General features: G+C 73.9%; 10 protein-coding genes. 5 read left to right on the top strand and 5 right to left on the bottom strand.

All coding sequences use genetic code 11. The features are described from left to right. Positions 1 to 12 precede the first annotated feature (12 nt). The 4 genes from ACZ5CZ_RS08465 to ACZ5CZ_RS08450 are packed head-to-tail and all read left to right on the top strand — an operon-like array spanning position 13 to position 6,844. Complete coding sequence (locus tag ACZ5CZ_RS08465; protein WP_468940446.1) at positions 13 to 429, top strand: CU044_2847 family protein; 417 nt, start codon at positions 13 to 15, stop codon at positions 427 to 429. A 3-nt stretch (positions 430 to 432) separates the two neighbouring features. After that, entirely contained in the window at positions 433 to 2,577 is a 2,145-nt protein-coding gene (locus tag ACZ5CZ_RS08460; RefSeq protein WP_468940444.1) for a VMAP-C domain-containing protein, read from the top strand. Further along, a complete protein-coding gene (locus tag ACZ5CZ_RS08455) occupies positions 2,574 to 3,524 on the top strand; it encodes an AAA family ATPase (protein WP_385846070.1) in 951 nt (316 codons plus the stop codon). Before ACZ5CZ_RS08460 ends, ACZ5CZ_RS08455 begins: the two co-directional genes overlap by 4 nt. Further along, positions 3,521 to 6,844 (top strand): SAV_2336 N-terminal domain-related protein, encoded by a 3,324-nt coding sequence (locus ACZ5CZ_RS08450; protein WP_468940441.1) that lies wholly within the window; start codon positions 3,521 to 3,523, stop codon positions 6,842 to 6,844. The genes ACZ5CZ_RS08455 and ACZ5CZ_RS08450 overlap by 4 nt, the downstream gene beginning before the upstream one ends. A 15-nt stretch (positions 6,845 to 6,859) precedes the next feature. Here the strand turns inward: ACZ5CZ_RS08450 and ACZ5CZ_RS08445 are convergent, their stop codons facing one another. The 5 genes from ACZ5CZ_RS08445 to ACZ5CZ_RS08425 all read right to left on the bottom strand — a co-directional run bounded on the left by ACZ5CZ_RS08445 (position 6,860) and on the right by ACZ5CZ_RS08425 (position 12,091). After that, on the bottom strand, positions 6,860 to 7,708 hold the full coding sequence (locus ACZ5CZ_RS08445) for a lysophospholipid acyltransferase family protein (RefSeq protein ID WP_468940439.1): 849 nt from the start codon (positions 7,706 to 7,708) through the stop codon (positions 6,860 to 6,862). Further along, a complete protein-coding gene (locus ACZ5CZ_RS08440; RefSeq protein ID WP_468940436.1) occupies positions 7,708 to 8,478 on the bottom strand; it encodes a GNAT family N-acetyltransferase in 771 nt (256 codons plus the stop codon). Before ACZ5CZ_RS08440 ends, ACZ5CZ_RS08445 begins: the two co-directional genes overlap by 1 nt. Positions 8,479 to 8,722: 244 nt before the next feature. Beyond that, a complete protein-coding gene (locus tag ACZ5CZ_RS08435; protein ID WP_385846075.1) occupies positions 8,723 to 9,472 on the bottom strand; it encodes a succinate dehydrogenase/fumarate reductase iron-sulfur subunit in 750 nt (249 codons plus the stop codon). Continuing rightward, positions 9,469 to 11,418: a fumarate reductase/succinate dehydrogenase flavoprotein subunit gene (locus tag ACZ5CZ_RS08430; RefSeq protein ID WP_385846077.1), complete on the bottom strand. Its 1,950-nt coding sequence runs from the start codon at positions 11,416 to 11,418 to the stop codon at positions 9,469 to 9,471. Before ACZ5CZ_RS08430 ends, ACZ5CZ_RS08435 begins: the two co-directional genes overlap by 4 nt. Before the next feature lies 1 nt (position 11,419). Beyond that, positions 11,420 to 12,091: a succinate dehydrogenase gene (locus ACZ5CZ_RS08425; protein WP_450784236.1), complete on the bottom strand. Its 672-nt coding sequence runs from the start codon at positions 12,089 to 12,091 to the stop codon at positions 11,420 to 11,422. A gap of 120 nt (positions 12,092 to 12,211) precedes the next feature. Here ACZ5CZ_RS08425 and ACZ5CZ_RS08420 point away from each other — a divergent pair, with 120 nt between their 5' ends. Beyond that, the gene (locus ACZ5CZ_RS08420) at positions 12,212 to 13,096 is read left to right on the top strand and encodes a LysR family transcriptional regulator (protein ID WP_385846079.1); all 885 of its coding nucleotides are present in this window, start codon (positions 12,212 to 12,214) and stop codon (positions 13,094 to 13,096) included. The last annotated feature ends 2 nt before the right edge of the window (positions 13,097 to 13,098 follow it).

Raw genomic sequence — 13,098 nt, 5'->3', positions numbered from 1 at the left:
ATACTGGTGATCGTGTCCTCATCACCCGATCTCTCGCCCGATCCCGCACCCGGTCTCGCACTCGACGACGGCACACCGGTCCGGTTCCTGCTCGCGCCCGGGGAGGGCGCGGCGGCCCTTCCCGCGGACGACGATCTGCCGGAGGGCATGGGCCGGGTGGTGCCGGTCGGCGCGGCCGGCCGCGCCGTCGCCAACTTCGCGGCCGCCGCGCTGCGCGGCGCGCTGAGCCCCATCGGCCCGCTGCTCCAGGAGGTCCACGACGCCGCCACGGCGGTGCCCGACCCGCCCACCGAGCTGAGCGTGACCTTCGGTGTGCAGGTGGGCCAGGACCTCAAGTTCGGGGTCGTCGGGGCGGCCGGGCAGGCGCATCTCACCGTCACCGCCAGCTGGAAGCCGGGCCCGGGCCCCGCATCGACGCCCGCGGGGTGACGGGTGGGGTGGTTCGCTGCCGCGGGGGACGGCTTCGCCGATCCCTCCCTGCATGTCGTGTCGGTCCGGCGCGCCCATGACGGCAAGTCCGCCGGGGCGGGCTTCGTCCTGGGCCCGGACACGGTGCTCACCTGTGCGCATGTCGTCAACGCGGCGCTCGGCCGGGACATGTTCGACTCCCGGGCACCCGTCGTCGACGAGGTCACGGTCGATGTCTCTTACGACAGGCAGGCCAGACAGAGCCACCTCGCCCGGGTGGCGCACTGGATCCCGCCGCGCGCCCCGGACGGCGGCGCGGTGCGCGCGGGCAGCGTCGAGTGGCGCGGCGACCTGGCGGTGCTGCGGGTGGACGCGCCGGCCGCCGGGCTGCCGCCCGCGCCCCGACAGGCCGCCCTGTCCGTCGGGCAGAAACTGGCCGCCTGGCACGGCAGCGGCAACCCCTCCACCCTCGCCCGGCTCACCGTCGCCGGTCTGCACGGCGCCCTGGCCTATGTGGACGGCGCGCCCACCGGCATGGCCGTCAGCCCCGGCTACAGCGGCGGCCCGCTGTGGTGCCGCAAGGAGCAGGCGGTGGTGGGGGTGGTCGTCGGGCACTTCCTGCCGGTGGACGCCGCCGGACGGCCGCTGCCGCCCAGCTTCCAGCAGGTCATCCGGCGCAGCTGGGTGCTGCCCTGGCAGGCCGTGGAGGCCGAACTGCGCCCGCTCGGTGCGCTGGACGGGCTGCGGCCGGAGCGGGTCGACCCCGACGACCACGCCTACTGGCTGCTGCTGCGGACCATCGAGGACGCGCTGCCCTCGCCCAGCACGCGGGGCGATTACGCGCGGCGGCTGGCCCGGCAGTGCGGGGTGGGGCACGGCAGTGACGTGGTGCCGCCCACCCCGGAGGAGTTCGCCGCGTTCCTGCTGACGCATCCGCGGGCGCTGGCCGCGCTGAGCGGGATCCTGCGCCGGGACGATCCCGGCGCCACCGACCGGCTGCTCCTGGCCGGCGCCCAGTCCCGCACGCCCCGGCTGCTGTCCCCGGCCGAGGACACCGAGCTGCGCGGGCATCTGCGCGCCCTCGATCCCGCGCTGCTGAGCCGCTTCCCCGAGGTGGTCCGGGCCGCGCTGCCGCATCTCGCCGCCCGGCCCGGCGGCGGCACCGTGGAGGGGCTGCTCGACCAGCTGGAGGCCCTGTCCGGCGACGGCCGTGCGAGCGACGGGGAGCGCCGGGTCCCCGCCCTGCTGCGGGTGGTGGAGTACGTCGCCGCGCTGGCCCCGGACACCCAGCGGGCGCTGTTACGGATGTGGGCGGACGGGGTGGCCGCCCGGCTCGGCATCCAGCGCTCGGCGCTCGGCGAACGGCGCTACGACGCCCAGGAGTGGGCCCGTACGGCAGCCGGCCGGGACGCCCGGGTGCGGGTCCTGGTGCAGGTGACGAAGGCCGGCCGGAACCGGCACCGGCTGCGGATCTGGTGCGACGAGGGCGCCGGTCCGCGGCAGGTCTCCGCGGAGAGCACGACGTCGTACTCCGCCTCGGAGGCGGCCCGTGAGGTGCTGCGCGTCCTGGACTCGCTCACCCCGCCGGCCGAGGACGAACGGCCGCCCCTGGTGGAGGTGCTGGTGGACCGCAGCGCGCTGAACCTGCCCGTGGACGAGTGGGCGGTCCGGGACCCGGCCGAACTGGTGCCCGGGGTGCTGGGGGTGGAGTTCCCGCTGGTCGTGAACTGCCCGGAACTCCTGCGCCGCAACGGCCGGTTCGTCTCCCGCTGGCGCAGCCGCTGGAGCCGCCTGGACTCCGGCAAGACGCTGGTCGTGGACGAGCCGCTGGACCGGGACACGCTCTACTCCCGGCTTGTCAACCAACTCGACACGGTACGCGTCTCCGTGGACGTACCCCCCGGGCCGCCCCGGGACCGCATCGTGCAGACCTGTCTGGCGCTGGGCATACCTGTGGTGATGTGGGACCGCCGGGAGGACGGGGGTTCGCACAGCGTCCGGCACATGGAGCGGGTCGCCACCCGCGAACTGCCCGACGGCGTCCACCACTACCGCGCCAACGCCCAGGCCAATCCACCCGAGTTCCCCGGGCGTCCGGTCCTCGCCTGGGCCGACGCCGACCGCACCGTGCCCCGACTGCACCTGTCCGAACCCCAGGAGGGCCCATGACGTCCGGTTCCGACGCCGACTGGCGGCTGTTCCGGGGTGACGGCACCCCCCGGGCCGTCGCCCTGCCCGCGGCGCCGCCCTGGCGCCGCTTCACCCCGGAGCGCGCCCGGCGCCCCGGACTGCCGTACGTGATCGACCCGCGGCACGCCGACATCGTCAACGCGGCACTGCACCTGCGCCGTCCGCTGCTGGTGACCGGCCCCGCGGGCACCGGCAAGTCCTCCCTGGCCCGGGCCGTCGCGCACGAGCTGTGCCTCGGCGAGCTGCTGCGCTGGTCCGTCACCAGCCGCTCGACCGTGCCGGACGCGCTGTACGTGTACGACGCCATCGGCCGGCTGCGCGAGACCACGCTGAGCCGGGACCGCGGCGAGAGTGAGCCGTCCATCGGCCAGTTCATCCGGCTCGGCCCGCTCGGTACGGCGCTGGTGGCGTCGGCCGCGCCGCGCTGTCTGCTCATCGACGAGATGGACAAGGGCGACGTCGACCTGCCCAACGACCTGCTCACCGTGTTCGAGGAGGGCTACTTCGAGATCAAGGAGCTGGTCCGGCTGCCCGAGGGCACCGCCGACGTGGAGGTGCAGACCTCCGACCACCGGGGCACGGTCCGGGTGCACCAGGGGCTGGTGCAGTGCGCGGAGTTCCCCGTCGTGATCATCACCAGCAACGGGGAGCGGGACTTCCCGCCCGCGTTCCTGCGCCGCTGTCTCCGGCTGGAGCTGCCCGTGCCGGACGAGGAGCGGCTGCGCACCATCGTCGCCGCGCACCTCGGCGAGGAGGCGCTGCGGGAGGCGGACGACCTGATCGACGTGTTCCTGCGCCGCCGCGCGCTCGGCGAACTCGCCACCGACCAGCTGCTCAACGCCGTGTTCCTGCGCACCGGAGGTATCGACCTGGACGCCGACGGCCTGCTGGACGCCGTACTGCACCAGCTCACCGGGGCGTTGTGACCGTGCCGGGCGGGGGTGAGCGGATCGCCGAGGTGCTGCGGGTGCTGGCCGCCTGCGGCCGTGACCTGGACGCGGAGCAGGTCCTCGACGTGCTGTGGCTCGCCCGCCGGCTGCCCGCGGGCGCGGAGGCGCCGCTGCTGCGGGAGCCGCCGCCCACGCCGGGCCGTCCGGCCGAGGTGCCGGCCCCCGAGCCCGGCGAGACCGCCCCGCAGCCGCCCCCGCCGACCCCGGACGACCCGGATCTGCCCGACCTCACCTCGCCCTCCCTGTACGGGGCGGCCGACGAGGGCACCGCCGTGGAGGTGCGGCTCGCCGCGTCCGCCCCCGAGCCCCGGCGGGCGATGCCGGTGCGGGTGCCGGAGGACAAGGCACTCGCCGACGAGCTGGAGCTGGGCCGGGCGCTCCGGCCGCTGCGGCGCCGCCTGGACAGCCGCCACCGCACCGAGATCGACGAGGAGCGCACCGCCGCGCAGCTCGCCGAGACGGGCCTCGCCGATGTGGTGGAGCGGCCGGTGCGGGAGCGCTGGCTGAATCTGGTGCTGCTGGTGGACGACGGTCTGTCGATGCTGCTGTGGCACCGGCTGGGCGCCGAACTGCGCACCCTGCTCGAACGGCTGGGCGCCTTCGGCACCACCCGGGTCCTCGGCCTCGACTCCCGCGGGTCCCGCGCGCCCTGTCTGCGCGCCCGCCCGTTCCGGCCGGACAGCGGCGCCCTGCCGCTGAGCACGGTGAACGATCCCTCCGGCCGCACCCTGGTGCTGGTCGTCAGCGACGGCATGGGCTCCGCCTGGCGGTCCGGCGCCCTGCACCGGCTGCTGGCGCGGTGGGCGGCGCACGGACCGGTCGCCGTCGTGCAGACGCTGCCGCCGGACATGTGGGAGGCGTCCGGGATCGCCGCGGAACGCTGGCAGGTCACCACGCGGCGGATCGGCGGCGCCAACACGGCCTGGGAGATCAGCGATCCGGTGCTGCCGGAGTTCGACGGCGTGCCGGTGCCGGTCCTGGAGCCGTCCGCCGAGTCGCTGCGCGGCTGGGCCCGGCTGCTCGCCTCCCCCGGCACCACCGTGGAACTGCCCCTGCTGACCCGCCCCGACCCGTACGGCAGCGTGACCGCCGCCCGGGGGCTGACCAGCGCCCAGCACTTCCGGGACGCGGCCACCCCGGAGGCGTACCGGCTGGCGGCGCATCTCGCGGCGGTCTCGCCGCTGTCGGTGCCGGTGATGCGGCTGGTGCAGTCGGCGGTGCCCTGGCCGGCCACCACCTCGCATCTCGCGGAGGTGTTCCTGGGCGGCCTGGTCCGGCCGCACCCGGCGCCGGTGCCCGGCCCGCTGCCCGTCAAGCACCGGGTGTTCGACTTCTCCGAGGAGTCCAAGGCGGTGCTCCTGGACTCGGTGCCACAGGCCGAACTGCTGCGCACCAGCCGGCGGATCGGCGCGCACCTGGAGGAACTCGCGGGCAACTCCCCCGACTTCCCGGCCTGGCTGGCGCATCCGGACGGCTCCGCCCGTCTGCCCGGTACCCACCAGCCGTTCACCAGTGTGGAGCGCCGGCTCCTCGCCCGTTTCGGGGTGTCGTTCGAGCGGACGCCGGGACTGCCCGGTTCCCGGACGGAGGCCGCCGCGCCGTCCGGCGACGACTGGATGCCGCTCACCGACGCGGACCCGGTCCGGCTCGGCGGCTACACCCTGCACGACCGGCGCCGGGGCCGCCGTACCGTGCTCTACCGGGGCGTGGACCGCAACGGCGGCGAGGCGGTGCTGCGCGTTCCGCGGCCCGATCTGCCGGCGGCCAACGCCCAGTTGATCGAGGTGGAGGCGGAGGCGCTCGCCCGGTTGCAGGGGCAGTACGCGCCGGCGCTGCTCGCGACCGGGCTCTCCGACTCCCCGCCGTGGCTCGCGATGGCACCGGTCCGCGACGGCGACACCACCGGGGAACCGCAGCGGCTGTCGGAGGTGTTCGCCCGCTCCCTCCAGCGCGGCACCGCGCCGTTCGACCTGGTGCGCGGGCTGCTGGTCTCGTGGCATCTGGCGAACGCGCTGGCGCTGTGCCACGCCGGCGGCCTGGTGCCCGCCGACTTCGGCATGGACAGCGTCTATGTGCTGCGCCGCACCGTGATCCTCGCCGATCTGTCCGACTACGCCGTCGACGGCCGCTGGGTGGGCCCGGGTCCCGCGCCGACCGTCGCGGACAGCATGCGGGCGCTGGGCTCGCTGCTCCAGCTGATCAGCAGCAAGGCCGGCGTGGACGTGCCCAACCTGCCGGAGGGCATGCACCTGTGGCAGGGCGACGGCTGGGAGCCGCTGCGCGTTCTCGTGCTGCGCTGTCTGGGCGACGACCCGGCCGCCCGGCCCACCGCCAGCGAGGTCGCCGACGCGCTCGCCAAGTACATCGCGCTGGCCCGGGCGCGGTTCGCGGGCGACGTCCCGGTGCCGGGCCCGCAGACCGGCACGCGGGTGCCGGAGCCCGTGCCGCTCACCCCGCCGAAGCCGGCCGCGCGGGCCGAACCGCTGCTGGCCCTGCCCCGCTTCGGCACCGCGCGCAGAGAAGCGCTGGGCCGCCTGGCGCGGCTGCGCGCCCCGCTGCGGCACAGCCTGCGGGTGACGCTGATCGGCGCCGGCCACTACAGCGGCCGGGCCACCGCGACGATGGCGCTCGGCTCCCTGCTGGCCGGGGTGCGGGCCGAGCCGGTGCTCGCCTTCGACGGGGCCGCCACCGAGGGCGCGCTCGCCTCCTTCCTGCCGCGCGACCGCAACCGGGCGGTCCCCCGGGACCTGGCCGCCCTGCCGTTGGAGCCGTCGTACGAGGAGATCCGGGCGCTCACCACCCGGCTGCCCTCCGGCCTGGAGGTGCTTGCGATCCGCCGGGGGCACAACGGGCCCAACTCCACGCACGCCCAGGAGTATGTGCGGGTGCTGGCCCATACGGCGCCGTACTACTCCCTTGTGCTGACCGACTGGGCGCCCGTCCGGCTGACCCCGTCGGCGGACGTGGTCCTGGACCTCACCGACCGGCTGGTGGTGTGCTGCGGCACCACGCACTGGCTCCAGGGCGCCGTGGTGCGCACCTTCGAGGAGCTGCGGGCGGCCGGCCGGCACGGTCTGGCGGACCAGGCGGTCGTCGTGGACACCCGGACGGACGGCTCCAGCCGGCGCGGGGTGCCCAGGGACGTCCACCGGCAGCTGAACATCCGGCCGGAGCAGGTGGTGCAGGTGCCCTTCGACACCGCGCTCCAGTCACCGCGGTGGGAGCTGAAGGACCTGCGCACGGCCACCGTCCAGGCCTATCTGCGGCTGGCGGAGCAGGTCGTACGGCCGGTCTAGGGCCCTTCTTACGGATCAGGTCGGCTGCGGCGCGGGCGCCTTCTGGCCCACCCGAGCGGGGTCCGGCACGGCGTGCGTCCGGTCCGGTTCGCCCACGCGGGCGGGCTGGGCGGCCCTGGCGAGGGACGCGCGGGTGGTGTGGCGGCCGGGCGGGATGGCCGGGAGGATCTCCACCTCGGCCCTCAGGTCCCGGGCGCGGGCGACCCGCCACAGGGAGGCGAACAGGGTGTCCTCGCCGACGAACGCGGCCGCGGTGCCGGGTCCGCCGCCGTCCTGCCGGTACCGCAGGCGGACCGGCTGTACGGGCACGTCCGCGTCCAGCGCCGCCTGGAAGACGGCCCGGCGGAAGGGGCCGTGGGCCCGCCCGCACCAGGTGCTGCCCTCGGGGAACGCGGTCACGGCCGCCCCTTCGCGCAGCGCGGCCGCGATCCGCCCGACCGTCCCGGGCAGCGCGCGCAGCCGGTCGCGTTCGATGAACAGCGCTCCGCCGCGCGCGGCGAGCGCGCCGGCCACGGGCCACCGCCGGACCTCGGCCTTGGCGAGCATCCGGGCCGGGCGTACGGCGGTGAGCAGCGGGATGTCCAGCCAGGAGACGTGGTTGGCGACCAGCAGCACCCCGCCGGCCGGTACGGCGGTGCCGGTGAAGCGGACCCGGACCCCGATGGCCCGGACGATCGCCCGGCACCACCGCCCGACCCATGCTGCGGGGATCCTCCCGCCGAGCGGCGACAGCACGATCCCGGCCAGCACCAGGGCCGCGACCGCGGTGAGCCGCAGCACGGCCCGGGGTACGGCCGCGGCGGCCCGGGCCCGTTCCACGCAGGCGCCCGGGGTGCAGGGCGCGCTGGGCAGCCAGACGCTCATCAGGCGGGCACGAGGGAGAGGAAGTGCCGCAGATAGCGCGGGTTGACCCGGCGCATCGACAGCAGCACATACAGGTCGGCGACGCCGAAGTCCGGGTCGTGCGCGGGCTCCCCGCACACCCAGGCGCCGAGGCGGAGGTAGCCGCGCAGCAGGGCGGGCAGTTCCGTCCGGTCGGCGGGGGTCTCGGCACCCGGGTGCCACGGCAGCAGCGGCCGTACCCGGAACTCCGCGGGCGCCATGTGCCTCTCGCGGACCCGGTGCCAGGTGGCGGTGGCGAGGGCACCGCCGTCGGCGAGCGGCACCGAGCAGCAGCCGGCCAGCCACTCATGGCCCCGGTCGGTCATGTAGCGGGCGATGCCGGCCCAGATCAGGCCGATGACGGCGCCGTCGCGGTGGTCGGGGTGCACACAGGAGCGGCCGACCTCGACCAGGCCCGGGCGGATGGCGTCCAGTGCGCCCAGCTCGAACTCGCCCTCGGAGTAGAGCCGGCCGGCGACCGCGGCCCGCTCCGGCGGCAGCAGCCGGTAGGTGCCGACGACCTGCCCGGTCGCGGTGGAGCGGACGAGCAGGTGGTCGCAGTAGGCGTCGAAGGCGTCGGTGTCGTACCCCGGCTCCGGGCCGGCCACCAGGGCGCCCAGCTCACCGGCGAAGACATCGTGCCGCAGCCGCTGCGCGGCGCGCACGTCGGCCTCGTCCCGGGCGAGGGTGACGGTGTAGCCGGCGGGCGCCGCGGGCTGCGGGGGGCGGTGGAGCGTGGACAGGCCGGTCATGGCTCTCTCCTGGTCGTGGGCCGGTACGGCGACAGGGGCGGCGGGCCGGTGGCGCACGGCCCGCTGTCTCTGTTCTTCCGACGCCGGTTGGCCGGTGTGTGACCGCGACCGGGAGAGTGGATGTGGGAATGCTGAACGCCGGGATGCGACGGGTCCCGGAAAACCAGACGGGACCGGGAGGAGCACCTCTCCCGGTCCCGCCCGTTCACCTTCCCCGGCGAACGTCGACTGCAAGCGTCCCGCGCTACCGCTTGCCGACCTTCCGGGTGGCCCGCAGCCACTCCTTGTTCATGCTGGTGATGGAGACCAGCGGGATGCCCTTGGGGCACGCGGTCGCGCACTCACCGGCCAGCGTGCACCCGCCGAAGCCCTCGGCGTCCATCTGCGACACCATGTCCAGCACCCGCGTCTCCCGCTCGGGCGCCCCCTGCGGCAGCACGTTCAGGTGGTTGATCTTCGCGGAGGTGAACAGCATCGCCGCGCCGTTCGGGCACGCGGCCACGCAGGCCCCGCACCCGATGCACTCCGCGTGCTCGAACGCGAAGTCGGCGTCGGCCTTGGGCACCGGCGTGGCATGCGCCTCGGGCGCGGAGCCGGTCGGTGCGGTGATGTAGCCGCCGGCCTGGATGATCCGGTCGAACGCCGACCGGTCGACCACCAGGTCCTTGATCACCGGGAACGCGGCGGCCCGCCACGGCTCGATGTCGATCGTGTCGCCGTCCTTGAAGGACCGCATGTGCAGCTGGCAGGTGGTGGTGCGCTCGGGGCCGTGCGCGTCACCGTTGATCACCAGCGAACAGGCGCCGCAGATGCCCTCGCGGCAGTCGTGGTCGAAGGCGACCGGGTCCTCGCCGGACAGGATGAGCTGTTCGTTGAGGAGGTCCAGCATCTCCAGGAAGGACATGTCGGACGAGATGCCGTCCACCTCGTAAGTGGACATCGCTCCTTCGGCGTCGGCGTTCTTCTGCCGCCAGACGCGCAGGGTGAGCTTCATGCGTAGCTCCGCTGGGTGGGGTGGACGTACTCGAAGACCAGGTCTTCCTTGTGCAGGACGGGGGCGGCACCCGTGTCGGTGAACTCCCAGGCCGCCGCGTAGCCGAACTCGTCGTCCTTGCGGGCCGCCTCGCCGTCCGGGGTCTGGGACTCCTCGCGGAAGTGGCCGCCGCAGGACTCGCTGCGGTGCAGCGCGTCGAGGCACATCAGCTCGGCGAGTTCGAGGTAGTCGACGATCCGGTTGGCCTTCTCCAGCGACTGGTTGAACTCCTCGCCGGTGCCGGGGACCTTGATGCGCTGCCAGAACTCCTCGCGGATCTGCGGGATCCGCTGGAGCGCCTTGCGCAGCCCGGCGTCGGTGCGCGCCATGCCGCAGAACTCCCACATGAGTTCACCGATCTCGCGGTGGAAGGAGTCGGGGGTGCGGTCGCCGTCCACCGCGAGCAGCCGCTGGATGCGGTCCTCGGTCTCGGTGAGCACCTCCCGCACGGCGGGGTGGTCGTCGGTCACGGCCTCCTGGTGCGGGTTGCGGGCCAGGTAGTCGTTGATGGTGGCGGGCAGCACGAAGTAGCCGTCGGCGAGGCCCTGCATCAGCGCCGAGGCGCCGAGCCGGTTGGCGCCGTGGTCGGAGAAGTTGGCCTCGCCGATCGCGAACAGGCCCGGGACGGTGGTCTGGAGGTCGTAGTCGACCCACAGCCCGCCCATCGTGTAGTGCACGGCCGGGTAGATCCGCATCGGCACCCGGTACGGATCCTCGTCGGTGATCCGCTGGTACATGTCGAAGAGGTTGCCGTACTTGGCCTCGACGGCCTTGCGGCCCATGCGCTTGATGGCGTCGGCGAAGTCCAGGTAGACACCCTGCCCGCCGGGGCCGACCCCGCGTCCCTCGTCGCAGACGTTCTTCGCGGCGCGGGAGGCGATGTCACGCGGCACGAGGTTGCCGAAGGACGGGTAGATGCGCTCCAGGTAGTAGTCGCGCTCGTCCTCGGGGATCTCGTTCGGCGGCCGGTTGTCGCCCTCGGCCTTGGGCACCCAGATACGGCCGTCGTTGCGCAGCGACTCGCTCATCAGGGTCAGCTTGGACTGGTGGTCGCCGGTGCGCGGGATGCAGGTCGGGTGGATCTGGGTGAAGCAGGGGTTGGCGAAGTAGGCGCCGCGCCGGTGCGCCCGCCAGATGGCGGTCGCGTTGGAGTTCATGGCGTTCGTCGACAGGTAGAACACGTTGCCGTAGCCGCCGCTGGCCAGCACCACGGCGTCCGCGAAGTACGTGTCGATCTTCCCGGTGATCAGGTCCCGGGCCACGATGCCGCGCGCCCGCCCGTCCACGACGATCAGGTCCAGCATCTCGGTGCGCGCGTGCAGCTCCACGTTGCCGGCCGCGATCTGCCGGGACAGCGCCTGGTAGGCGCCGAGGAGCAGCTGCTGGCCCGTCTGGCCGCGGGCGTAGAAGGTGCGGGAGACCTGGACACCGCCGAAGGAGCGGGTGTCGAGCAGACCGCCGTACTCCCGGGCGAAGGGCACGCCCTGCGCCACGCACTGGTCGATGATCTCGACGGAGATCTGTGCGAGCCGGTGGACGTTGGACTCGCGGGCGCGGAAGTCGCCGCCCTTGACGGTGTCGTAGAACAGCCGGTGGATCGAGTCGCCGTCGTTGCGGTAGTTCTTCGCCGCGTTGATGCCGCCCTGGGCGGCGATGGAGTGGGCGCGGCGCGGGGAGTCCTGGTAGCAGAACTGGACGACGTGGTAGCCCTGTTCGGCGAGGGTCGCGCCCGCGGAGCCGCCGGCGAGTCCGGTGCCGACGACGATGATCGTGTGCTTGCGCCGGTTGGCCGGGTTGACGAGCTTGGCCTCGAAGCGGCGCTTGTCCCAGCGCTCGTGGATCGGGCCGGACGGGGCCTTGGTGTCGGTGACCGGCTCGCCCGTCGTGTAGTTCACGTATTCGGTCATGTCAGCTCACCACTCCGGTCATGACGCCCACCGGTACGGCGATGAAGCCGGCCGTGAGCAGCAACGCGAGGACGTTCGCGACGATCTTCAGGGCGCGGTCCCGGGCGCGGCTGCCGACGCCGAGGGTCTGGGCGGCGCTCCAGAAGCCGTGCCGGATGTGCAGTCCGAGCGCGAGCATCGCGACGATGTAGATGACGTTGCCGTACCAGGTGGAGAAGGTGTCCACGACGTTCTGGTACGGGTGGCCCTCCTGGAAGCCGCCGGAGTGCACGGTGCCGGTGGTGAGGTCCAGGATGTGCCAGACGACGAACAGGCCGAGGATGACCCCGCCCCAGCGCATGGTGCGGGTCGCGTAGCTCGCCCGGGGCCGTGCGTGCACGTACTTGCTGGGCCGTGCCTTGATGTCACGGCGGCTGAGCTGGTACGCGGACGTGGCGTGGGCCACCACGGCGACGACCAGGACGATCCGGATGAGCCAGAGCGTCCACTCGTAGTGCATGAAGGGTTCGCCGATGGTGCGCAGCCAGTGGGCGTAGTGGTTGAACTCGCCCGCCCCGAAGTAGATCTTCAGGTTCCCGATCATGTGCGCGACCAGGTAGAGCAGCATGATCAGGCCGCTGACGGCCATCACCGTCTTCTTGCCGACGGAGGAGTCCCACAGTGTGCGCGCCATGGACGGCCGTCGGTCCGTCCGCGTTGCCAGAGCCATGGAACAGCACGCTAGGGCCGAACGGCCTTATCAGTCCAAGAGATGCACCAGCTTGTTTCCATAGGGAGAGGCTATCGTGGCTGCATGCAGCTCCAGCAGCTCCAGTACTTCGTCGCCGTGGCCGAGACCCGGCACTTCACCCGTGCCGCCGAACTGACCCATGTCGCCCAGCCGTCACTCTCCCAACAGATCAGGGCGCTGGAGCGGGAGCTGGGCGCGGATCTGTTCCTGCGGGCCCGGGGCAACATCACGCTCACCGACGCGGGAGAGGCGCTGCTGCCGCTCGCCCGCCGCATTCTGGCCGACGCGGACACGGCCCGGCACGAGGTGCAGGAGCTGGTGCAGCTGCGGCGCGGCCGGGTGCGGCTCGGGGCGACGCCCAGCCTCTGCACCGGCCTGCTGCCGGACGTGCTGCGGGCCTTCCACGACCGCTACCCGGGCATCCGGCTGCTGATCGAGGAGGGCGGCTCGCACGACCTGGTACGGGAGCTGGCGCGCGGCGCGCTCGATCTCGCCCTGGTCGTCCTGCCGCTGCCGACCCCCGCACCCGCGCTGTCGACGGTGGAGCTGCTGCGCGAGGAGCTGGTGGTGGTGTCCTCCCCCGAGGTGCCGGCGCCCGGCCGCGGCAGACGGGCGGTGAGCATCGCCGATCTGGAGACCGAGCGCCTGGTGATGTTCCGGCACGGCTACGACCTGCGCGAACTCACCGTGGCCGCGTGCCGCTCCGCCGGGTTCGAGCCGGAGTTCGCGGTGGAGGGCGGCGAGATGGACGCGGTGCTGGGCTTCGCCCGGGCGGGGCTCGGCGTGGCGGTCGTACCGCGGATGGTCGCCACGCGGTCCGGGCAGGGCCTGCGGGTGACACCGCTCGCCCGCCCGGGACTGCACCGGACCATCGCGCTGGCCCACCGCAGCGATGTGGCCCCGCCCCGGGCGGCCCAGGAACTCCAGCGCATGCTCCTGGAACGCTGACC

It is taken from the genome of Streptomyces sp. NPDC031418, from assembly GCF_055581605.1.
The sequence above is the reverse complement of the archived record's forward strand: the minus strand, read 5'-3'. Positions and strand labels throughout refer to the sequence as shown.